At 30.5% G+C, this 21443-nt stretch carries 19 protein-coding genes; 16 read left to right on the top strand and 3 right to left on the bottom strand.

Going from position 1 to position 21443, the window contains the following annotated elements; genetic code table 11:
- Positions 1–392: 392 nt before the first annotated feature.
- The 9 genes from DZB84_RS18460 (at position 393) to DZB84_RS18410 (ending at position 7524) form a co-directional block, all read left to right on the top strand.
- Positions 393–1142, top strand: a complete 750-nt coding sequence (locus DZB84_RS18460) for a hypothetical protein (RefSeq protein ID WP_116353798.1) — start codon at positions 393–395, stop codon at positions 1140–1142.
- A gap of 14 nt (positions 1143–1156) precedes the next feature.
- The gene (locus DZB84_RS18455) at positions 1157–1360 is read left to right on the top strand and encodes a four helix bundle protein (RefSeq protein ID WP_189655301.1); all 204 of its coding nucleotides are present in this window, start codon (positions 1157–1159) and stop codon (positions 1358–1360) included.
- A gap of 5 nt (positions 1361–1365) precedes the next feature.
- Entirely contained in the window at positions 1366–1662 is a 297-nt protein-coding gene (locus DZB84_RS18450) for a four helix bundle protein (protein WP_116353796.1), read from the top strand.
- Between the two features lie 421 nt (positions 1663–2083).
- Positions 2084–2878, top strand: coding sequence for a four helix bundle protein (locus DZB84_RS18440; protein ID WP_116353794.1), 795 nt, complete (start codon positions 2084–2086; stop codon positions 2876–2878).
- 286 nt (positions 2879–3164) lie between these two features.
- A complete protein-coding gene (locus DZB84_RS18435) occupies positions 3165–4349 on the top strand; it encodes a type I restriction enzyme HsdR N-terminal domain-containing protein (protein ID WP_189655300.1) in 1185 nt (394 codons plus the stop codon).
- Positions 4350–4422: 73 nt separating this feature from the next.
- The gene (locus DZB84_RS18430) at positions 4423–5244 is read left to right on the top strand and encodes a hypothetical protein (protein ID WP_116353792.1); all 822 of its coding nucleotides are present in this window, start codon (positions 4423–4425) and stop codon (positions 5242–5244) included.
- A 117-nt stretch (positions 5245–5361) separates the two neighbouring features.
- Complete coding sequence (locus tag DZB84_RS18425) at positions 5362–6132, top strand: hypothetical protein (protein ID WP_116353791.1); 771 nt, start codon at positions 5362–5364, stop codon at positions 6130–6132.
- A gap of 190 nt (positions 6133–6322) precedes the next feature.
- Positions 6323–6805: a type I restriction enzyme HsdR N-terminal domain-containing protein gene (locus DZB84_RS18420; RefSeq protein WP_116353790.1), complete on the top strand. Its 483-nt coding sequence runs from the start codon at positions 6323–6325 to the stop codon at positions 6803–6805.
- 326 nt (positions 6806–7131) lie between these two features.
- Complete coding sequence (locus DZB84_RS18410; protein ID WP_189655299.1) at positions 7132–7524, top strand: hypothetical protein; 393 nt, start codon at positions 7132–7134, stop codon at positions 7522–7524.
- A gap of 112 nt (positions 7525–7636) precedes the next feature.
- On the opposite strand, the gene DZB84_RS18405 is transcribed toward DZB84_RS18410, so the two are convergent.
- Positions 7637–7819, bottom strand: coding sequence for a hypothetical protein (locus tag DZB84_RS18405; RefSeq protein WP_116353787.1), 183 nt, complete (start codon positions 7817–7819; stop codon positions 7637–7639).
- Between the two features lie 443 nt (positions 7820–8262).
- On the opposite strand from DZB84_RS18405, the gene DZB84_RS18400 reads away from it, so the two are divergent.
- From DZB84_RS18400 to DZB84_RS18390, 3 genes are all read left to right on the top strand, one after another.
- Positions 8263–10092: an AAA family ATPase gene (locus DZB84_RS18400; protein WP_116353786.1), complete on the top strand. Its 1830-nt coding sequence runs from the start codon at positions 8263–8265 to the stop codon at positions 10090–10092.
- Between the two features lie 397 nt (positions 10093–10489).
- Entirely contained in the window at positions 10490–10852 is a 363-nt protein-coding gene (locus DZB84_RS18395) for a hypothetical protein (RefSeq protein ID WP_116353785.1), read from the top strand.
- Between the two features lie 85 nt (positions 10853–10937).
- The gene (locus DZB84_RS18390; RefSeq protein WP_189655298.1) at positions 10938–12137 is read left to right on the top strand and encodes a type I restriction enzyme HsdR N-terminal domain-containing protein; all 1200 of its coding nucleotides are present in this window, start codon (positions 10938–10940) and stop codon (positions 12135–12137) included.
- A gap of 247 nt (positions 12138–12384) precedes the next feature.
- Here DZB84_RS18390 and DZB84_RS18385 read toward each other — a convergent pair whose 3' ends face one another.
- Positions 12385–13233, bottom strand: a complete 849-nt coding sequence (locus DZB84_RS18385) for a hypothetical protein (protein ID WP_116353783.1) — start codon at positions 13231–13233, stop codon at positions 12385–12387.
- A 323-nt stretch (positions 13234–13556) separates the two neighbouring features.
- On the opposite strand from DZB84_RS18385, the gene DZB84_RS18380 reads away from it, so the two are divergent.
- The 3 genes from DZB84_RS18380 to DZB84_RS18370 all read left to right on the top strand — a co-directional run bounded on the left by DZB84_RS18380 (position 13557) and on the right by DZB84_RS18370 (position 19759).
- A complete protein-coding gene (locus tag DZB84_RS18380) occupies positions 13557–13961 on the top strand; it encodes a hypothetical protein (RefSeq protein WP_116353782.1) in 405 nt (134 codons plus the stop codon).
- A gap of 713 nt (positions 13962–14674) precedes the next feature.
- A complete protein-coding gene (locus tag DZB84_RS18375) occupies positions 14675–15658 on the top strand; it encodes a hypothetical protein (RefSeq protein WP_116353781.1) in 984 nt (327 codons plus the stop codon).
- A gap of 459 nt (positions 15659–16117) precedes the next feature.
- Positions 16118–19759: a hypothetical protein gene (locus DZB84_RS18370; protein WP_116353780.1), complete on the top strand. Its 3642-nt coding sequence runs from the start codon at positions 16118–16120 to the stop codon at positions 19757–19759.
- A 112-nt stretch (positions 19760–19871) separates the two neighbouring features.
- Here DZB84_RS18370 and DZB84_RS18365 read toward each other — a convergent pair whose 3' ends face one another.
- Positions 19872–20060 carry a hypothetical protein gene (locus DZB84_RS18365; protein ID WP_116353779.1) on the bottom strand — a complete coding sequence of 63 codons (189 nt, stop codon included), beginning with the start codon at positions 20058–20060 and terminating at the stop codon, positions 19872–19874.
- An 810-nt stretch (positions 20061–20870) separates the two neighbouring features.
- On the opposite strand from DZB84_RS18365, the gene DZB84_RS18355 reads away from it, so the two are divergent.
- Entirely contained in the window at positions 20871–21404 is a 534-nt protein-coding gene (locus DZB84_RS18355; RefSeq protein WP_116353777.1) for a DUF1643 domain-containing protein, read from the top strand.
- Positions 21405–21443 lie beyond the last annotated feature (39 nt).

Below are 21443 nucleotides of genomic sequence, written 5' to 3'. Positions count from 1 at the left end.
AATAGGAAACGGCACTACACTCGTACGAATACGCATTGAAAATGACAGCTACAATTTGCTGGTTGGAGTCTCAATCAACAAGCATAGCTTGTCAGTTAAAAGTTATATCTTCTTCAATTGATATCGAAAGAATCTTATTGAAATTGCAAAGGAGAAATTGCAGAACACCAATGTTTTTTGCAATTTAGAACCGCAAATGTAGTTTTTTGTTACGTAATATAGGGTTATGTTTTGACCAAGTTGAGAGGGGTCACAATTGCATTAACAAAAAATGTAATATATACGCCACTGACCTCAGACATACTCGAACCGAAATACTGTTTTAAAGTATTGCAAAAGATAATAAACTAAGATTATTAACAAGATAACTTATAACAAAGGAGAAATTAATAGTGAAACCACAAACACATTCTAACCAAACAAGCTATCAAGACTTCAACTTAATTTACGAAGGAATGAAAAAGAGGGGCATATATTTACTCGAATACCATGACCAATACTTGAAGGATGCATTTGTTAATCAATTATATGAGCAGTTTATCAATAAAGGATCACATGTATTGATTGTTCAGAAAGAACAGCCACCATTTTCCATGAAAGATATAATTTTGAGCCGAATGCTATTCAGGCAGAATCCTCATAATTTCACTTCAATAGCTGAAATTGAACATGAAGCGATTGAATCACTATCTTCCTCATTCCAATCCCAAGTTGAATCTCATATAACAAATACAGAGATCGTATCCTCCCCTTCAGAACAGCCACATGATTGTCTTCAACTTATATCTCAATCATTAGACCAAAATCCTGAAATGAAATTTGTTATATGGGATAGCCATACAGATTATTTTCATTCTTCAAACCTAATTCCTGTATTATCAAGGATCACTTTCAAATATAAGATTCCTTTTCTTATTACCTCGAAAATCTCCACTGAGAAGTTTTTCAATAAGGGTGTGTTCCTTCCTGCATACCTACCATTCTCCTTATATCTACACTCTGATCATCCAAATTTATTCTCCCGTTCAGATTTAAAAGATGTAGCTTATGAGTTTCAGCTTGACGTTAGAACTACTTCTAACAAGCAACTACGTAGTTATTTTACTTTTCGCCCCGCAAGTGCTTATTGTCAAGAAGGATAGAGGAGTGAGATATATTGAAAACAATTAAGAAGAAAAGTAGTCAAAGTGTAAATGGGGTGTTGGTATATGAAAAATCACTAAGTTTTGTAAAGGAGATTTATGGGGTTTTGTGTGAGTCCTACGATATTGTCTTGTATGAGAATATTAGGAAGACAGCTTTCAGTATTACAACAAATCTTGCTGAAAGCCATGCTACAAAATATTTTGCAAGGAATTAAGCCATTTGAATGAAGCGATAGGAAGTATTAATGAGGTTTGTGCATTTTTAGAATTAGCTTCTTTAAGAGGATTTCTACCTTTTGAAGTTTCCAGACGACTAAGAGTCAAGGCTGTGGAGCTTTTAAAGATGACTATTGGTTTAGTTAAAAGAAATCAAAGTACAGTAGGTGTTAAAGGAGAGAATTTTAAAGTAGATGATTATAGTAAATCACATTTGTACCAACGTTCAACTGATTTAATGCAGTCTATTTATTTGTTGGTAGATGATGTCGATTTAGAAATAAGTGATAAAGATTGGTGAAGAGCATATGAGATAGCGGTTAAAGTCCCTTCTTTGATCGCTTCTGGAATAGGACAATTAAATATAAAAATTCAGAATCGGAATTTTAATAAGGTAAAAGACCATTTAAAAGATTTGGAGAAGCTCCTTAATCAGTTTAAGGAGTTGCCTCCTGATCTTATGGATTGTCTATATGATATTGAAGAGCTACGAATACAAGTAATCAAAATGTTACACGCCTATTTTGGGAGCTTAAAAAGCTCGAACATGGTTGAGTAATTACAGTAGATTCAATAATAACATTTCCCCGTATAATTAAAGCATCAATGATTCATCAATGTTTCCCCCTCAATTATAATCCACATAAGAGCAACTGTTATAAAGAGCCATCACGTTCATTATCGTGACCATTAAAGAGACAGTAAAAGGAGAATGAAATGTTATGTCACTAAAAAAAGAATACTTGAAGGATGTACGAGATTTAACCGCTTATAGAAAGGCACTATTATTCCGCAAAGGTATGTATTCAATCCTCGATAGACTCCCTTCTTCTAACGAATTCATGAAAGCTGATATACGTAAAGCAAGTTGTGCATTGTGTAGCAATCTGGCGGAAGGGAATGGCAACTATTACTATGAAAGAGAGTTCCATCACTACGATATTGGATTATGTAAATTGGCAAAATGTCAGTCTTACTTACATTTATTGTTTGGATTAGAAACTATAACGGAGCAAGTATATAAAAAACTACAGGAACTTGCATTAGAAATTAAGAGAATGGTTATTCGGTTGATGGAGGAAGTTGAAGAGCTTCCAATAAACGAAGTAGAACCAAATAAAATTTATCCATTCGAACAATCCTTAAATGTAATTAATAGTGATTCAGCTATTTATCAAGAAGTCCGTTTATTTCAGGGGAATATAAGAAACATGGTGAAAAAAGTTCCTTTTGAAATTGAACATGATAATCTAATTGATCAGATAATACGTTCAAGTAATTCGATATATGAAAACTTGCTTAGAACAAAAAATATCTCTTCACCAGGGGAAATATATTATTATCTTAACATTGGGATTGCAAGTACGGTTGAAACTAATTCTTGGTTGGATATTTCAGTCATGGAGAATTATATTTCAAAGGAAGAATATGTGTTACTTGATAATGAGTCAAGGAAGATCCAGAAGAAAATGATTCAGATGATAAATCAAATCAATAAACAGCCTACGCCCCTTTAAATAAATTCCTGAATACACAAGGTAATATTGAATAAAAATGACGTTAAAAAGTTATGTATAGAGATTCGATTTGCTTATTTTCTTTTTGAAAGTTGAAAACCCACATTGTTACGTTAAGCAAACTTTGAAACTGACAACATAAATAATACTTCTTTTCAGTAGTTATATTTACCATCATTAATGTTCATTTATTAAAATGCCTATACAGTTTTGTATAGGTATTTTTGCTTATGTGATAAAATTTAATAAAGACTTGTATTTTTTTGTCAATAAAGGAAGTGTCTTTATGCTAAAAAATGATATGTATGCTCCATTGAAAATATTCAAAAGAAACCGCAAGAAATACATCTTTGATCCGATAAGAAAGAAACTTATATTACAAACACCAGAAGAAGTGGTAAGGCAAAAGTTTGTCCAATATCTGATTATGGAAAAAGGTGTACCAAAGGATATGATTGAGGTAGAAGTACCTATGTCTTATTTTGTTCCGAAGGCAAAAGGAAGAGCTGACATAATCGTCTACACAATTGAAAATAATAGCAGAGTTCCTATCTTGATTATTGAGTGTAAATCCAAGACTACGCCGTTGATAGACGATGTATTTGACCAGGTGTATGATTATGAAGAAGTTTTATATGCTAACACTGTTGCAGTTACTAACGGCGTTGAGCTGTACGTTGAAACTTGGAATGAAAAATCTGAATGTTATGTGCTGTTGCAAGAGTTGCCTAATTACATTGATTTAGTCAATACGAGTAATTATAAATATATCACTTCTGTGCCTTTTACTTATAAAAGAAGGGAATTTAAAGATTTTTATAAAAAGGAAGACTTGGATTTTTATAATGGTCACTTTCTTGGGATTACAGACGAGAAATTGTATTCCTTTATCATAAATCTAAATGAGCTTTTCTGGGATGATACTGTGAAAATCCCCTATAAGGAGTTGTATGGGGTAAGGTACATAGAGGATATAGGTGTGAGATATACAAAGTTTGGAAATGTAGCAGGATATGATTGGACTGGCGAGTACCGTTCCATAATCGTTGAAGATAAAAAAGGAAGTCATCAAATTGTTAGTTTTGCAATATTGGGCGGATATCTAATTGTTGCCATTGATAATGACAAGTACAGCCACAATTCATTACAATTATTCATTAAGGATTTTGTTAAAGTAAATGGACATTCAGTTGAGGTAGCTCATAACGGTAGACTTATTTTGGGTAAGAGTGGAATGGTAAAGTTTGCAGAAGTCCTTGATTTTATTGAAAGGAAGGAACCTAACCTGCTGAATGATGATAGAAAAATAGAACTTGGCTTGTTAGATAATTCACGACAGTTTGATTGGAACGAAGAAGACGTAAAAGAATTTATTGGTAGGCTGGTTAAATATGCCCTAATTAGGGATGAATTTAGAGATTACAAGAGAAAGAGTTTAATAAAGCGAAAAAGTAGATCGAAAAAAAGGTGAGAGAATGCCAGAGAATCGAAATAGGAAAATATGGGGTAATTTAATAATTCTAAATTTGTAGGAGATTATTTAGATGAATAGAACAGCTTTAAGTGAATTAAACGAATACTGGATTGACTTTTTTAAATCCAAAAAAAATAGTGACATAATAAACTATACTGATGAATTCGGAGATATACCTCAACATATTAGAAAGAAGTTTCAATTCGATTTTTTTCCAGAACCTTTCTACGGATATTTACATGAGGATATGTCAAATGATGTTCTTGTACCTCTAATAAATCCAGGACAGATTAGTGTAGAGAGTCTAAAACCACTTTTTCCTACATCACCAATTGAGAGTGTAAGGACACTATCAAATAATCGTATAAAAGAAAGACATTTAACTTGGAATAAGAAAGATTACTTACAAGGTGAAATTAATCTTTTACAAGGTAATCAGAAATGGAGAAGTACGAAGTTCAATCAGTGTAAGATAATCATGGGTGAAGATATTGGATTTTTGCACACAATCGAATTTTTTCCATTTCATTCAGCAAGGTGGAATTTGTCGAGAGAACTTCAAGAAAAATGGATATATTCCTTGAAGCCTACAAAACTTGCAATTAATGCAATTGAGGAGATTTCGAAAGAGCGAAAAGTTAAACATATATTAGGTATAGGTAAAGTTTGGGCAACTATCTTAAATTGGCATAAGGACAAGTTTTCCTTAGAGGAATATCAAGAATTGTATGGGCCGAAGGGTGGAAGATCTCATATTGTATATAAGTATAAGCCTTTAAACTCGCCTTCTTCTTTACCAATAGTAATTTATTCTGGCTCTTCAATGCACCTTCCAACTAAGGATGAAAAGGCTGTAAATTTAATTCGTAGATATTTAGAAATTTGCAAATAGCTTTGAAATTTCCGCTAATATAGGGAATGAGGTAGACTACCCACAAGAAAAAAGTTATCAAGGTATATTTATGAACTACACAAAAAAAGATTCTAATAAAAAGCAAAGGAAATTCTAATGAAAATATTTCAGAACACAATAATTTTATCATTAATTATCCCAGGACTATTTTTTATAGGTCTTCAAGTAGCTTGGATAGTATCAGGTGTTTTTTTAGTATTATTAAGTGATTATCAATTTGTATTAAGTAGAGAAATCGTTCAGTATATAAATGAGTTATTTCTTCCTAATTTTCAATGGATTAAGTTTTTATTTGGTTATATATTTATGTTTATTATTTTATTAAAAATACTTAAATACCCAAGAAAATATTTAAAATGTATTTTAATTACTATTATTGGATCTCTATGGTTTTTTGTTTTTTTATCTGATTTCACATATGAGAACAGTAGCCCCTTTATAGCTAAGTTTTCGTATATATTGAGTATATTGGCAATTTGCTATTCAGCATATAATAATATACTTACATATGTTGATATAAAAATTATTAGGGTTTTACTCTATGTAATTATAGGTACATTCACTTTTATTTTTTTACATGCATATTTTAATGGAACAATATATATATTTACCTTTAAAGTTACTCCACTAAATTCTGATTTACTTACCATCATAGCTACTATTCTTTTAATTTTTGAAATTTATTTAAAACATACAAATACTAAAACGTATATTTTTCAAGAGAGAAAATGTATTAGACAATGCACAAAGAAACATAAAAAAGTTTTACACAAGGTTTTATATTTAACACCTAATAAAGAAAAATCAATAATAGTTAGTACGATTTGTAAGAAATGTGGATACAAACATAATATTACCTCCTTATAGAAGTATTAATTATTATTTTACGTAACAGGAGCTATGAGTACGAAAATGAAAGGCTATCTGTAAGGGTGAATATAAATGGACTTTGAATAATTTATGAAAATAATAATAATAAAGATTTTAGTGGATGTGAAAATCTTCAAAGATATTTTAAAATTCGAGGAGCTTTATCACGTAAATGGGGGAAAGCTAAATGTTACTTGATAAGTACCCTCTTCCTGTTGAATATAAAAGGAAGAATAAACAGTGTTTTCTTGATCCAATAAGAAATATTTTAATTCTAAAAACACCTGAAGAGATTGTTAGGCAAAGAATGGTTTCGTTTCTTCAAGACAAATTGAAAGTTCCAAAAGAAATGATTATGCTCGAAGAACCAATGACCTATTTTAAAAAGGGGGCTAAGGGTAGAGCAGATATAATTGTTTATCGGAAAGAAGAGGATGGTTTGTATCCTGTTATTCTCATTGAATGTAAAAGTCCTAATGTAGAATTAACAGATGACATTTTTGAACAAGCGGTAAGATATGATCAGATTGTACTTGCAGACGCTATTGTGCTTACAAATGGTAATAAGATGGAATGGTATGGATGGAATGAAAAGGAGGAGCAATATGTTTCTTTGGCTAAGATTCCAACATATCAGGAATTACTTGAAAAGAATACTTATAGAATATAACATGAGTGAACCGTATATTTGGAAACGGCCTAATTTTGAATCTTTAAGAAAGAAAGAAATATATCACCAATTTTTAGATAATGGCTGGATAGGAGAAGGAACAGACCCTTCTCTTCAAGAGTTTATTATGAATCTATCTGGTTGTCTTCAAGATTCGATAGACACTATTTCCCCTGGTATTTACAAAAGGAATAAAAGTAATAAAAGATGGGGGGATTAGGTATGCTCGTTTCGGAAATGTTGCGGGTGGAAGCTGGATAGGAGATTACAGATATGTACTAATAAAAGATGATGAAAACAATACTCAAATCATTAGTATGGCAGTTTTGGGACAAATGAAAGCGGAGAACCACCCCGTTTTTGGTAATCCAAAAGGGCATAGTTTTTTAGTAGTCGCTATAGATGACTTTGAAAAAAGTCATAACTCTTTACAGCTTAATTTAGATAGGTTTATAAAAAAGGATGGAGATATCGGGTATGTAATTTGGCATGACGGTAAATTAACAAATGGTAAAAAGGGAAGTGCAAAAAACTCAGAGGTTATTGAGTATATAAAAAATCATGCTCCAGAATTGCTTGATGACAAAAACCGAGTGTTTCTTGGTAGATTCGAGAACTCAAAAAATATACAATTCTCAGATGAAGACATGAAATCATTTTTTGGTAGAATCATAATATATGCTTTAGTTAGAGACGATTTTCGAAAGATTAATAGATAAAAATACTAAGAGATATTAATGGAGAAAATTCTTATTCTTCCGATATGAAAAATGAAAAGGAGATCCGACTAACAATTGATCTCCTTCTCCTTTTGGTTAATACCAATCATTTTTAGTACCCTTCTTTTCTCTTATGAATGGCATCAAACACAATCAATCGTATCTGGCTAATGCATCCCTTAGATAGTGGCTTTCTTTTAGGGTCTATACAGGCTCCTCTTAAAAAACTTCCCTCTTGGACAGTAATAATTTCATTAAAATCACGATCCTGTTCAGCATCGTACCCTTCAATCAATACATTGTAGTCTCCATTTTTCTAATTCTTCAATTTTTTTTACTGATACTAAATTTCGGTTCATGTTTATCACCTCATATGTATAATAAGGTAATTATAAAAGTCAAATATAGTCAAAGTCAAACCTTTACATAGTTAAAAGTGTTGTAGCCCAAAACTATAGTTATTGGGTTTTATAAAAACAACATCTCAAAACCTTTTTTTGATTGTTTTGAGATGTCATTAAAATCATTAGGAGCATTTGTGAGGAAAGAGACAGTCTTCTATCTGTATCAATAGGGTGAGTCAAATGATATAACGTGTAAAGTGAGTTAATTGGTATAATAGGATTAATAGTGGTTCATATACAGGTCTCAATAATAGTTTTACATATAAGAATAGTAATGAATTGGTAAATACTTTAGAGAAGAAATATTGAGAATTTATAAAAAGGGGTTATATATATGAAGATAAAAAGAATAGATTTAGAAAACCATAGTATTTTCGGCAATATTTCTTTTGACTTTACCAACGAAAATGGCGAAGTTGTTGATACGATTATTTTGGCAGGAGAAAATGGAACAGGAAAAACTACTCTATTAAACTTAATATTTGATTTTACAACAACAACCTCACATTATGACAGTTTACCATTAAGGAGTGAAAAGAGAATATTCACTCTAATATTTAATGATCGGGAGATTGAGATACTAAAACAGGAGTTTTCAAACGAATTTAGAAATACTGAGATAATTTCACAAGAGGCTAAAGTAACTCTGGATTTCTCAAATCACTATAATCATAGTCTTTCTTTTATGAATAAACAGGGAGAAGATTTTATAAGAATAGGAGATCACTTTTTAAATAAATCTCAATATAAAAAAATTGTAAAGAGTTTGTATTCTACAACTGAAATTAACTTTAACCCAAGTATGATTCATGCAATTACTGCTAAAGTAATTGATGAAGAAGTAAATCAAAGTATAAAGTCCAATAGTGGATTAGCGGACGATATTACACAACTTTTTATTGATATAAATTCACAAGATAATGATGATTTGAGAAAATGGGTTGATGAAAACCCTGGAGAAGCACCACCTGATGATGTTAAGGGAATAAGATTTAAAAGATTTATTAGTGCTTTTGAGACTATGTTTCCTAATAAGAAAATTAGTGGTGTACGTGCAGAAGATGGTAGCTTAAAAGTTTATTTTAAAGAATTTGAAAGGGAAATGTCGATAGAAAACCTAAGTTCAGGAGAAAAACAAATAGTTTTCAGAGGCGGTTTTCTATTAAAGGATAGACAGAGTACAAATGGAGCTTTAATCTTAATAGACGAACCTGAAATAAGTCTACATCCAGATTGGCAGAAAAAAGTTTTAAGTTTTTTTCAACAACTTTTTACTAACCCAAGTGAGGAACAAGGTTCACAAATATTTATCTCAACACATTCCCCATTCATTATTCACAATGAAAATAGAATAAATGATAAGGTAATCGTTATGAAAAAAGAAAATGACGGAACTATTTTTATTCCGCCTTTAGGAGAATTTTATGATTGGTCAGATGAAAAAATTGTAAAAGAGGCTTTTAATATTAATATATTGAAAGAAAAGGTAAATACAAATAATAAACATTTAATAATAACAGAGGGAAAGACGGATTGGAAACACCTAAAAAGAGCATTAACGAAATTTAGAGAGAATGGAGAATTTCTTCAAGATACTTTTCTGTTTTTACAATTTGAAGATGAAGAGATGGGGAGTGCAAACCTACTTTCATTGTGTTCGTCACTAAGTAAGGTATATAATGCTTCCAAAATAATTGCAATATTTGACAGAGACGAGCCAAAGATAATCAACAAAGCATCATTAGAAAATGGAGATACTTTTAAAGATTGGGGAAATAATGTATATTCATTTACGCTTCCTATTCCTACGCATAGGCAGGAGACCCCACTAATTTCAATTGAACATTATTATACCGATGATGAAATAAAGACTATTGATCAGAATTCAAGAAGATTATTTATAGGGAATGAATTCAATCAACTATTGGGTATAGATGCGGAAAATAGACTTATATGTAGAAGTAGAAATAAGTGCGGAGAAGATTCAATTCAAATAATTGATAGTGAAGTCTTTGAAATAGACAACCAAAATCATAATAAGGCTCTTTCTAAAAATCAGTTTGCACAATATATACTTGATAATAAAGAGCCATACAATACTATAGGTTATGAATCTTTTAAACAAGTGTTTGAAATTATTTATCAAATACTCGCAAATGAATGATTCTATTTTTAAGTGATTTTCATATGACTATGAACTCAAATCTTAAATAATATTATTGGAGAAAAGAAGCCTTTTCGGAATAAATGATGACTTTATCAACAAAAATTTCATTTTTAAATTTGGTAATAGCTATAGACAAATCTTTTAAAGATTTGTCTATTTTGTATATAAAAGTATTTTATGACAAACTGATAATTAACTATTTTATTAGTAGATGGGTAAGAGACTATCTATGGTTAGTACACTCTATTGAAATATAAAGAAATATATTATCTATATATTCGGTTATTATTTTTTTAAAAGTGTTAGATACATCATTTTGATGTATTTTTAGTGGAATTGACGCTTGAAATATTTGGTATATAATCACCTTAATAGATAATTATGGGGAGTTGCAATGATGAAGCGGATTAATATAAATATGAGCAAAGAGTTGTATGAATGGTATTACGATAATAGTAAAAAGGCTGGAACTACTGTATCAGCATTAATGAAGACAGTTTTAAATCAATACAAAGAGGGGAGATATACAGTTACAAATGAAGTTATTAATGATGGAATTCAAAAGATAGAGAACATAATAGTTAAGTCACAACCGAGAGGTAAGCAAAAATCAGGATTTAAAAATCCATCACGCCAAGAAGTCTATCAAAGGTTTCAAACGGAACAAATCACTCAATATATAACTTTAACTAAAAGTAAAGATATTTTAACGGATCAAATAATTAATGCATATGAAAAAGGAGAACTATTAAATTAGAGGAATTAAAAGTCGAATATAGAAAATTACACAAAAATATTTTAAAACTGGAGGAGTTTTATCACAATTAATGGAGGTAAGCTTAATGTTACTTGATAAGTACCCTCTTCCTGTTGAATATAAAAGGAAGAATAAGCAGTGTTTTCTTGACCCAATAAGAAATATTTTAATTCTCAAAACACCTGAAGAGGTTGTTAGGCAAAGAATGGTTTCGTTTCTCCAAGACAAATTGAAAGTTCCAAAAGAAATGATTATGCTCGAAGAACCTATGACGTATTTTAAAAAGGGGGCTAAGGGTAGAGCGGATATAATCGTATATCGTAAAGAAGAGGATGGTTTGTATCCTGTTATTCTTATTGAATGTAAAAGCCCTAATGTAGAATTAACAGATGATGTTTTTGAACAAGCAGTAAGATACGATCAGATTGTACTGGCAGATGCTCTTGTACTTACAAATGGTAATAAGATGGAATGGTATGGATGGAATGAAAAGGAGGATCAATATGTCTCTTTGGCTAAGATTCCAACATATCAGGAATTACTTGAAAATAATACTTTAGAATATAACATGAATGAACCGTATATTTGGGAAAGACCTAATTTTGAATTTTTAAGAAAGAAAGAAATATATCAGCAATTTTTAGATAATGTCTGGATAGGAGAAGGAACAGACCCTTCTCTTCAAGAGTTTATTATGAATCTATCTGGTTGTCTTCAAGATTCAAGAGACACTATCCCCCCTGGTATTTACCAAGGAGTAAAAGTAATAAAAGATGGGGGGATAAGGTATGCACGTTTCGGAAATGTTGCAGGTGGAAGCTGGATAGGAGATTACAGATATGTACTAATAAAAGATGATGAAAACAATACTCAAATCATTAGTATGGCAGTTTTGGGACAAATGAAAGCGGAGAACCATCCTGTTTTTGGTAATCCAAAAGGGCATAGCTTTTTAGTAATCGCTATAGATGACTTTGAAAAAAGTCATAACTCCTTACAACTTAATTTAGATAGGTTTATCAAAAAGGATGGAGACATTGGATATGTAATATGGCATGATGGGAAATTAACAAATGGAAATAAAGGAAGTGTAAAAAAGTCGTTGGTTATCGAGTATATAAAAATGCATGCTCCAGAATTGCTTTATGACAAGAACCGAGTATTTCTTGGTAGGTTTGAGAACTCGAAAAATATACAATTCTCGGATGAAGAAATGAAATCATTTTTTGGTAGAGTTATAAAATATGCTTTAGTTAGAGATGAATTTCGGAAGAGTAATAGATAAAAAATACAGGCAGATCCTTCAAGTAACCTACATTTTTTCATTTCCTGTTAAATTGTAAAGTAGATTTACAAAACTCTTATTAAATCGGTTATAAAAGTTATGTATAAAGTTTAGAATCGCTTGTTTTCTTTCAAAATGATGTGAACTCTCATTCTTATTTCTGGTGAAATTTACAACTGACTTCATAACTAAGAATTATGAAAAAAGGATTTTTTTAGCTTAGGGATAAAAAAATCCTTTTTAAAGGTTAAGTTAGGAGTGGTTCAATTAACCGTTTTGCCCATTCATTTTTTTCTTTTAAGTTATTTAACTTTTTAATTGATTCAGCAGAGTTACCACTATCTTCTAACTTAATTGCAATTTCTTCTAAATCTTTATTGATTCTTTCGCCTAATATATTAAATGAGCCAGGTGCGGCCAGTACAGTAAAATCAATAAAGTTATAACCGTCTTCATCTAATTTAATTGACTTCATGAAATCAACATATAACTTATATTGGTCATTATATTCTGACGCTTTATTCAGATATTCTTTGTTTAAAATTATCCTTGGAGTATCGGCTTCAGAACTTTCTAAATCATAGGCTTCTATCATTGCAGGTCCAACGACAATACTTTCACTGTGATAAAGTTTGCCAAATGTGATGCCACCTCTAACCATATACCCACATGTTGAAAGCACCTGTGCTACATGCTGAATTTCAAATAATAATGCATACATTCTATCAATTGGATAGGATATGATAATACTATCCGAAAAAATTGTGACTTTTCTATCAATGGTTGAGAGATCTGTATCTTCATCATCTCCAAAATAATTTACTGTTTCAATAAATTTAGGATCGTTTAACATTGGATGATTCCTCATAATATCTTCTGGATCGTCAAGTTTACTCCCTGAACTCTCCTCATATTTTCTAAAGAATTCTTCCTCTTCTTCTTGACTTGGATTTACTGTAAGGGAATTAGCGATATTTTGTAGTGTTGATAATAGGTTAATACGCTCGTTGGCAGAAACGATAGTCTTGGAAACAATATTCCTAAATCCAAGAAAATCTAAAAATGCTATTGCACGGTCTTCATATTCATATTTCATCTAACTCTTCCTTTCTTGAAATTTGGTTAGTGGGATATAAAACTATTATAACAGTAACATTATTAGCGGGGGAAAATGTGTTAGAACAATTAATTTTAAATGCTTCAAATCGTACAGGTATTGTGTCGCAAAATCATAGGATTCGAAACTTCTATAGTGAGATATACCAAAAGTATTAAATTGTGATTTTAGGATGTATCATTATTTTCACACCTTATGGAATAGACGACCAGTTGAATGAATTCGGGACTGATTTTAAAAATAATGGTAAAATTAAATTAATTTAGTATACTGGTAAGAATATTCGAGTTGGGGGTGGTTGAATGAAAAGCTCTATTTATTTAATTAAGACTAAAGATCAAAAGGTTGTACCAGCTCTTTGTTTAGAGGTTTTAGAGGATTATTTTATACTTGCACAACTAAGAAAAGCGAATAGTGAAGAAATCTCCAGTATTCATTATAGGGCTAATGTGGAAAAAATAAATCGAGGAAAACATAGAAGAAATCAGATTAAGTTACCTGAGAAGCAAGGGAAAGATACAGTGTATATTGGTCAACCAAAAGGATTGAAATATAAATCAGTTGTAATGGTCAGAAAGTTACACAAAGTATATAAGGAGAATCTATTAAAAGAGATTGCTAAGGTATCGGAAGATGAAATTAAAAAGTGTAAGAATTTAATCAACCAAAAAAATAATAAGACTGAATTACATGAAGAATTAACGTAACTTAAAAAGAAGATTAAACTTGCATCAATAAATAATGAAAAATATACACATTATGAATTACGGATAGACGAGATTTTAAAAGAATTGGGGTATCCTATTAATAAAAAGAAGAAAAAAACACCATATCATACTTTTCGAGAAGTGCCAAACAAAAGCCACATAAAAATATATGGCGAGCAAAAAGATAAATATTAATCAAACCCTCAATCGAATGATTATAGCGGGAGGTAAAGGTAGACGAAGTTTATCCCACACCAGTAGACTTGACACAATCGGGAAAAGTAAACATGTAATAAGAAAGCAGACATCGAGTGCCTGCCTAAACTTACTGGTTTATCGAAATTAATATTTATTATTTTGGTATTCCAAGAATTAAGTAATATCTCTGTAGAGCGATATTGTACTTTTCATAGATGGGTATATACCCTTTGCTTTCATTTTATAGATCTCGAATGCCTTGGTTCTCTGATAATTCAGCAACTCTCTTGCTGTAGGAAAGTTTATTTAGTAAAGAGAGTCCCTTATCTTGCTTATAATGGAAATCTAAATCTCCTCCGTATTTCTCAACCCTTTTGCATCTTGAAATAGCCTCACAAATAACCCTATCTTTTTTATATTTCTTTGATAGATATTGTTGGAATATGATACTCTTATGGAGGAAATTATTAATAGTCTCATAAAATATTTAGCTATGGAGAGGTAGGGAAAAATAATTGGCTAATCTATCATCAAAAGAACTTTTTTATATAATAAGTTTATTTGCTGTATTGTTCATTGTTTTTTTTATCGGAACTATACATACTATAAAAAAATTCCAGGTCAGATCCTACTATAAAAGAAAAGTAAATAGATATTACAAAAATGAACAATACTCAACTACTAAAATATCCCACTTACAGAAAATATACATAAAAATGGATAAAACGTATACAACCTACTTTAATTATATTGATATTAAAGCCAAGGCATTTATGAACTATACACTTACAAAGAATGATTCAAATTCGGAACCAGAGGGATTTGGTTACTATAAAAGTGATTACTTGCGAATTAAGGGAGATGCACTTAGACAAATAAAAAAAATAATATGGTTTAAACAATCTCTTTATGATGCGATAAACTATTATAATCACCAAGAGGAAAATGCTACTAAGACAATGGCAATCATTAAAAGTGAATCTGAAAAATTTGGTTATGAGAAAAATTTTAAGAAGATATATAATCATAGGCTATCTTATCTTAAAAGTATCGAACTTCATTGTCAAAAAATAAAGAATAGCATTTTTGCAGAAATAAACAAATGTGACGTGGAGATAAGGAAACATGAACAAATAAAAAAATCGACACTTGAAGATAAGATTATTGATGGTAGTTTTGCTATTTTGACTGCTCCAATTCGACACAGCTTTAATTTTGCAAAAGGTATCATAAATGAAGATCCTCAAAAAGTAGTAAAAAGTGGATTAATGTTAGGGGTAGGATTCTTAGGTATAGGAGCAATTGCGGAAGCGGTAGATGCGTTAGAGGGAATGAATTTAGATGCTTTAAATTCTCTTGAATTTTCAAGCGAAGGTTTAGAATTTGTAGATCCTCACATCCGCACTTTACCAGACGGATCTGAAATATGGATTGATGGAGACGGGGACACTGAGGTGAATTTATCAAAGGAAGAGGGAGGAGGATATTGGAGAAGGTAGAATTTAGAAAAAATTCCAGATATATGGATTATGGGAAAACATAAATAAATTACTTTATCAAAGTTAATGGTGAAAAGTAACCTTTTCACCATTAATTTATTTCAGTCATAATTACTTGATCCAGATGGTATATATCTGGATCTTTTTATTTTTTAATTTGTATTACACATCTGATATAAGAATTAATAGTGAGCCTTTTATTAGTTATTAAATGTTGAAGGAAAGAAATGTCCGAAAATAACTACATTTATTCCTTTTCGCATAATGAAATATCAGAAAAAAATGTAAAAATTTGTGGGGTTTAAGTGAAGTTTGTCTAATAAATATGATACCATAAAGTTAATTACCAAATAATGTTTAACTGATATTATAAGCACTTGCCCGATTATTTTAGATGGGGTCAGTGCTTAATTTTCAAGATTTTTAAACAATTAATTGTTCCTAATGAAAGGTGATTATATGTTTCAAAAATTAAAAGCGACAATAGAAAATTATGATGTATTCAGTTTACTAATTATAAATTCAGCATGCCAGTTAATGCCAATGAATGCAAACAAACTTATGAGGTTTGAGGCAATGGCATTTACTATTTGTTCTTGTGAATATATAGAGAAAAAACCCAACATTTCAAAGTCTCGAATAAAGTCTATTTATAACGGGAGTTTATACGGTCTCGATGGTGTTTCAGTATATGAAGATCCATTTGAACAGATGTTTACAGAATCTATTGCATTTTTTGGGGGGAGTTATACTGTTTTTCCTGGAATTACAGAGCAAGGTACATTCATTTTAAAACATTTATTAAAGTCAATTTTTCTCAGTGAATACAAACCAGAATATGAGGATTTCTACAAAGAGGCTTACAATGTTGCTACTTTATTTTTAGTTATAAGTAATACCATGGCTGAAAAGGCGAGTTTAAATTATGGAGTTGAAAGTAAAGTAGTTCAAAAAGAAATCCAGTTACCACATCCAAAAATTGAAGTGGAACTAAAAAAAGCAGTGACTTTAAATATAGAAGAAATTGAAAGTTTATTAAATGAAAAAGAAGCTGACATTCAATGTATTGAAGAGTTCCTTATACATTTTGGTGATGTAGATTTCAATGAATATTCAAAAGACAATCATTTATTACATCAAAAGCCATTTTTACGACATGAAAACAAAATTGTAGTTTCGATGCCTTGTGATTTGTTAGGTACACTTAGACACGCACTAATAAAAATCGCTTTAAAGCATGGTTTTGTAGATGAATTGGAAAATAGTTTTAAAAGGAAATTATGGTCTACAACCGATGACTTACTTAACAGGATGGGTATTAAAAAGGCAAAAAATATGTTGCCTCCTTTTTCAAATGAGGAGAAGCCGTTTTTTGAGGAGAGAATGTTTACTTTTGATAGCGATAAATTAATGTATGTTCAAATGCATACTGATGATTTTGAAAACTATGATCCAAGTATAGTGTATGACGGAAACATTCAATTTGATCAATATTTCGAAAGAAGAGCTTTAGAAGTAAAAAAACATCTTAAAGAGAAAAATCCAAGTCTAAAAGATGTCTTTACATTAATATTACTACAGCCTGCTGGTAGATCTATGTCCTTAGGATTAAATAGACTGGTAGATGAAACTCACCTTTTGATGTCAGTTAGCGATTTAGAAATAGTTGCTTTCTTAGAGGGAGGGGATCCACTTCATCTATATAAGTATGCAAAAGCACATAATAACTTAAATAATAATTCAAAAGTTTTTTCAATGGGCTTTTTAGATACATATAGTATTTATAGGTTTAACGACAAGAGTTTTTATTTATCTGATGAAGTAGCTCCAAATTCTGTTTATTTTTCAGTTGGTGAGGGAAGGGATTTAATAGAAGAAACCCATAGAATGATTAGACCACATGGGGTTCCTTTACCAAACGGTAGGGATATAACAGAAGTTGTGTCGGTTTACGAAGATAGTGGAATTCCAATATTTGTACCACCAAGGATTTCAAACGATAATATAGCTTACATTGTAGAAGGAAATGATTGGAAAGTTTGGATTACAAGTTCTCAAATGCATCCAATATATGGCCAAATTGTAGATATGATAGCATATTGGATCTGGCAATTTTCTGCAGAAATTAACAGGGTAATTTCTGCAGAAGCTATATTCGAAATTAAAGTTAATCTCTACCCATTTGAACAGTGGATAGAACCTGTTAATCCTTCAAAAGAAAATACAACAAATAGTCCAATCTCATTCGAGGTTGTAGGAAATAAAATATACGTAAATATTCATCATGTATTTTCAAAAAACTTAGAAGGCTCTACAAACTTTGGTGAGCGAGAATTAATGAAAACTATTTTATTAGCAATTGAAGAATTTTCAGGAGCAAGTCTATCAAAATCAGTAGAAAATTTACTCAATGAAGTTTCTCCATTAGGGCCAAAGAAAAAGTTACTTGTATTTAATCAGAACAATATCTCGGTATTATTTGAACCTGGAATATTTCCAAAACTAAGGTTTGTTGATTCTGCTGATGAAAACGTGATATTAGATAATATTGGGCTATGGTTACGTAAAAAAATGGGTCTTGGAGTCGGTAAATTAGAAAATCAAAAAGAGGTAATTAACAATGTAGTCGGTTATCTCTTTTCAGAGATAGAAAGAATTATTAGTGGGTTAAAAGATCCTGAACATATTCTACAGATATTAATGCTTCATTATGAAGCATTAATCCACAAACGAGAAGAAAAAAGGATAACAATAACAACTACTCTTCATTGTTTCTCTAATAGAAAAAGTATGATAGATAAAATAAATGAGGACTTAAATAACTTTAATAAGTTATCAGTTAGTTTGCGTTTCTTAATAGAATACGTCGGTGCTTGTCCGCCAAGAGAGGGTACGAATGTATTTAGTTTAGAAATTTTTGATAGATTGATAGCCCTATCTTCAATGTTAATTCAATGGGCAAACAATAGCGACCTTATTAATTATCAATTAGCCGATTTACAGGTTTCTATGTTGCCTTCTCAGAGACTTGGAACAAAACATGATAATGCATATTTTTCTGCAAGTACGAAATTCTTTAGACAACATTCATCTGAGACTTTAAATAATGCAATAGAAAGTTATGACTCTATATGGAAAGATAAGATTCATAGCAACAAAGACGAGATTGATAGTGATATTGTTGATGCTGAATTCGGTGTTAGTTTTAATGACTTTTTTAATTTTATATCAAATGTATCGGATATAGGGAGAGAAATTCGTCCGGAGGTTAAATGTTTATCTATAGAAAAGTTTAACAATCTACTTCAAAGCAAATATAGTATGTACATACAAACAATTAATAACGTGCTAAATATTTTATGTTTAAAGGAAAGAAGAAAATTTCTATCACCGCCTGATAGTTTTCGAAAGGAAGATATTTTCCCATGGAAATTTAATAGAGAGCTTTCCTATTTAAGAAGACCTTTTATTATAAATGGAGATAATGTACTTTGGAGTAACAGACATTTGTATTATTGTGGAAGACATCTTATAGATTTATGTCTCGGTGGTAGACTTAAAGCTAAAAGCGAAAAGATGAAGAGATTAATTAGTAAATACCAAAATATTAATGGCGAAAGATTTAACGATTTAATAGAGAGTCTATTCATTCCATTTGATTTTGTAATTACAAAAGGTCGAGTTAAAAAGTTCGGTAATAAAAAAATAGAAGGGGTGAAGGGTGACTTAGGGGATATTGATGTATTGGTGATTAATCCCAAGAAAAAAGTAATTTATGTAATAGAATGTAAAGACTTATCTGTTGCAAGGAATCCCTATGAAATTAATTACGAATTAAACAATATGTTTATCGGAACAAAGAAGAAGCCATCTATAATGGAAAAACATTTAAAAAGAACGGATTGGATTAGAACAAATATAAAATTAGTCTTAAATACATTTGGCATTAACCTAAAAGGTAAGTGGAACGTAAAACCACTGATAGTCCTTGACGAAGAAATGGTGTCTCCATATCTTTATAAGGATAAGAAAGGGATTAAAGTAATGTCTTATAATAAGTTAATAGAGGAGTTGCAAAATGCTAAGTTTTTTCGACTATAGCTAATTTAAAGGTTATTTAGGGGAAGGGTAAAAGTGATCGATGATCTTTCGAAATATAATTATCATCTTAGTCTTGAAGAGTTTAATAAGGCCGAGTGTTAAAACTCGGCTCTTAGTTATTTGAATCTGTTTTATTAGAATTGTTTCTTTCAAAGAACTCGGTAGTTGATTTAAACTTAGGTAAGAAATCAGTTCCTTCGTGTAATGGTTTACTTTTAAATATTGGTTCATTAGATGTTGTACTTTTATTTGGTTGACCAGCTAATTTCTTCGCTATATCTCCAAAAGATTCTTTAGTCATATTAACACCTCCTTATAAACTCAACGATAAAATGTACAATATTAAAGACGATATTACCAAAGAGAATGTTGAATAAATTCCTCTTCTATAAAATTTTGTCTTATTATTGTTCACCTTTTGGTTTTCTGTAACTATTTTTTTATACTCTTTGGTAAGAGCCATCGCAATAATATCTTTAGAATATGCACCATACTCTTCATTGAAATCATCTAAATCTAATCTCTTATACTCATAAGTTAGTAGAACCTTTATAAGAAGAATCAGAGAAATGATTAATGAAACAAAAGAAATGATTGAAATTAAGATAAAGCATGTAATAAAAATAATTATGCCTACTTTTGCTGTGTCCAGTAATAGTAATTTATCCATTTTTAAATTAGTAACGATAAAGGTAAGAATACTTAGGGAAAGGGTCAGTACAATTCCCGATCTTGTTTCGAGAGTAGACTTCCTTGTGAGTTCATAGTCGTATTCTTTTTGAATGACAGAGAGTAATAACTCTCCAGATGGGTATTTTTCTTCCTGCTTAGAAGTTTCATTTTTCTTTCAACGACAAAACAATTTATTAAACATATTATTCTCCTAATCTTGAAAGTCATGCAAGCCTTTTTAAATAAGTTTGGTATAATTATACTATTAAGTATAATTATAGTTAAGTTTTTAGATATTTAGTATTAAAATATCGTTGTATCTACTTGATAATTTAGTTTTGCTTGATTCCATTTCCCTTTAATAATTTTATCTATTTCACCCTCTATGCCTGCTTTTTTTTTAAGACCTCTCAATAATAAATAAAAGGTAGGAGAATTAATGTATAGTAAAGTAGATTTTAAAATAGGAGCCTTTAATATATTTTGTTTAGAAAAGGAATGTCGATATCAACTCGAAAGAGTTTGGGATCTGAATAAACAAAAATGTGGAGTAATAATGTATAATCCAAGAGAGATAAACCCAAATCCTTTTATACTTGGACAGACTTTAGGTAGAATTGCTCGATTGGTTTCCAAAGAATACGGTTCTATAAGTGTTGTAAATTTATTTGCAAAAACAAGTGATACAAAAAAAAGCCTGGATAAAAAATATAAGAAATTTGATGAAGAAAATTTTGCTTTCATAAAGAAAACTGTTGAAGAATCGGACATACTTGTGCTCTTTTGGGGAAATGGTGGAGCGAAAGTCAGTAGAGATAAAAAATTCATAACGCTATTAAATAAACACTCAGATAAATTAATGTGTTTTGGTGTGACAAAGAATAATCAACCAGTATATGAAAGAACCCTTGGTGAAAACAATCGGTTATATAAATGTAAAATTGACTACAAAGGTAATATTTATTTAGTCTAACTTTTAAGCAGGACTAAAAGCAAGAACTAAAAAAGAAGG

The sequence above is a fragment of the Bacillus sp. HNG genome (genome assembly GCF_003400205.1).
GTDB lineage: Bacteria > Bacillota > Bacilli > Bacillales > Bacillaceae_L > Ferdinandcohnia.
The sequence above is the reverse complement of the archived record's forward strand: the minus strand, read 5'-3'. Positions and strand labels throughout refer to the sequence as shown.

Excerpts from the sequence above, each read along its gene's own strand:
- DZB84_RS18440 (WP_116353794.1), top strand. The coding sequence starts at position 2,084 with ATGTCACTAAAAAAAGAATACTTGAAGGATGTACGAGATTTAACCGCT.
- DZB84_RS18435 (WP_189655300.1), top strand. The coding sequence starts at position 3,165 with ATGCTAAAAAATGATATGTATGCTCCATTGAAAATATTCAAAAGAAAC.
- DZB84_RS18430 (WP_116353792.1), top strand. The coding sequence starts at position 4,423 with ATGAATAGAACAGCTTTAAGTGAATTAAACGAATACTGGATTGACTTT.
- DZB84_RS18425 (WP_116353791.1), top strand. The coding sequence starts at position 5,362 with ATGAAAATATTTCAGAACACAATAATTTTATCATTAATTATCCCAGGA.
- DZB84_RS18420 (WP_116353790.1), top strand. The coding sequence starts at position 6,323 with ATGTTACTTGATAAGTACCCTCTTCCTGTTGAATATAAAAGGAAGAAT.
- DZB84_RS18400 (WP_116353786.1), top strand. The coding sequence starts at position 8,263 with ATGAAGATAAAAAGAATAGATTTAGAAAACCATAGTATTTTCGGCAAT.
- DZB84_RS18395 (WP_116353785.1), top strand. The coding sequence starts at position 10,490 with ATGATGAAGCGGATTAATATAAATATGAGCAAAGAGTTGTATGAATGG.
- DZB84_RS18390 (WP_189655298.1), top strand. The coding sequence starts at position 10,938 with ATGTTACTTGATAAGTACCCTCTTCCTGTTGAATATAAAAGGAAGAAT.
- DZB84_RS18385 (WP_116353783.1), bottom strand. The coding sequence starts at position 13,233 with ATGAAATATGAATATGAAGACCGTGCAATAGCATTTTTAGATTTTCTT.
- DZB84_RS18380 (WP_116353782.1), top strand. The coding sequence starts at position 13,557 with ATGAAAAGCTCTATTTATTTAATTAAGACTAAAGATCAAAAGGTTGTA.
- DZB84_RS18370 (WP_116353780.1), top strand. The coding sequence starts at position 16,118 with ATGTTTCAAAAATTAAAAGCGACAATAGAAAATTATGATGTATTCAGT.
- DZB84_RS18365 (WP_116353779.1), bottom strand. The coding sequence starts at position 20,060 with ATGACTAAAGAATCTTTTGGAGATATAGCGAAGAAATTAGCTGGTCAA.
- DZB84_RS18355 (WP_116353777.1), top strand. The coding sequence starts at position 20,871 with ATGTATAGTAAAGTAGATTTTAAAATAGGAGCCTTTAATATATTTTGT.